Raw genomic sequence first — 1,382 nt, 5'->3', positions numbered from 1 at the left:
GGGGAATATTTGACGCTTACATAGGAGCCGTTGCGGTAACCTTGCCGGTTTTCGGTACGCTCATAACGCTGTGCCTCCAATTGTTCCGTCACCTGCGCCTGTAAGATTTGGTTCAGTACCGATTCCAGCAATTTTGCAACACCGGAATCCTGGGTGTTTCCTAAGAAAAGTTGATGCAAAAGTTGAGAATCTACGTTAATCTGGTATTGAGCCATATCTGAATCTCCTCCTGAAGAATGTTGCTTAGACACCATCATTCTAACTGAGGGATTGGGATTATGGCTCCCTTTATTTTCAGTAAACTACCATTTACACAATTATACGGACTCAACTTTCCTGCTGGGATGGAACTTTTCCAAGCAGGATCGGAAACACAGAAAAATACCATTCAACGTTGGATAGATGAATCTGATGTTTATTTGCTTATTTTGGGTGGCAGATACGGAAGTATTGAACCGATCACAGATAAAAGCTATACCCATTGGGAATACGAGTATGCTGGACAAGCTGGTAAACCAAGGTTTGCCGTTGTAATTTCCGACGAGGCATTAAGGATAAAGGGGCAACAAAATATTGACTTTATCGAAAGGCAAAACTATGCCAAATACGAAGAGTTTAAAAAAGAAGTACTTTCCCATATGTCTAAATTCTTCAACGATAGTAAGGATATTAAGCTAGCTATTCAGGGGGCCCTGACAGAAATTATGCAATTACATCCCAACTTACCTGGTTGGGTAAGGGGCAATGACGTATCACAAATCATCAAGGAATTAGAGGCTCAAATTTCAACATTAAAACAGGAAATGGAACAAAGAAATTCATTTGGTCAACCGCCTACTCCAAGATATATTCCAGTTAATCCTCATAAGCGAATAAAAGGTAAGTACCTTAAATTCTTAGTCTCATTATATAAAGCAACTGATGGTAGACAAAATTCAATTGTAAATATGTCTGAATTGGGAAGTGAAATTGGTTTTTCTGGTGATGAAACCGATAAAATTGCTCAGTTTCTTAAAGAAGAAGGGTTATTAAAATTTGTGACATTAGGAGGCGGCATTAGCATTACTCACGAAGGGATTGTATTCATGGAAGACATCTTGGAACCACTTGAAGAAATAACCGATTTAGAGAGACATATTATTAGCCAGTTGAGCGGAAATAGAGGTTCTGCAACTTTGTCCTTAAATGAATTAATCCTGAATTTCGAAAGTAACATCGTCTGAAAAACAAGAAAAGGGCTCCAATTCTTTGGTAGAATGGTGTTTGTCCAGAACATCACCTACAAAGAAAGGAGCACCTTTTAGATGAAGTCTACCACACCCGTCAGCAAAATCAAGACCGAATTTACCTTGCAAAACGCCTCAAATGTTGGAGGAAGCAAA

The 1,382-nt window shown here is 39.0% G+C and carries 2 protein-coding genes; one reads left to right on the top strand and one right to left on the bottom strand.

What is annotated here, in order from left to right:
• The coding region (locus tag PACILC2_RS19600; RefSeq protein WP_213530293.1) for a transposase at positions 1-215 on the bottom strand (215 nt) is incomplete at its 3' end.
• A gap of 63 nt (positions 216-278) precedes the next feature.
• Here PACILC2_RS19600 and PACILC2_RS19595 point away from each other — a divergent pair.
• Positions 279-1,223, top strand: a complete 945-nt coding sequence (locus PACILC2_RS19595) for a DUF4062 domain-containing protein (protein ID WP_213530291.1) — start codon at positions 279-281, stop codon at positions 1,221-1,223.
• Positions 1,224-1,382 lie beyond the last annotated feature (159 nt).

Source organism: Paenibacillus cisolokensis (assembly GCF_018403665.1).
Lineage (GTDB): Bacteria > Bacillota > Bacilli > Paenibacillales > Paenibacillaceae > Paenibacillus_AH > Paenibacillus_AH cisolokensis.
Note: the sequence above shows the minus strand (reverse complement) of the source record. Positions and strands in the feature narration are given on the sequence as shown.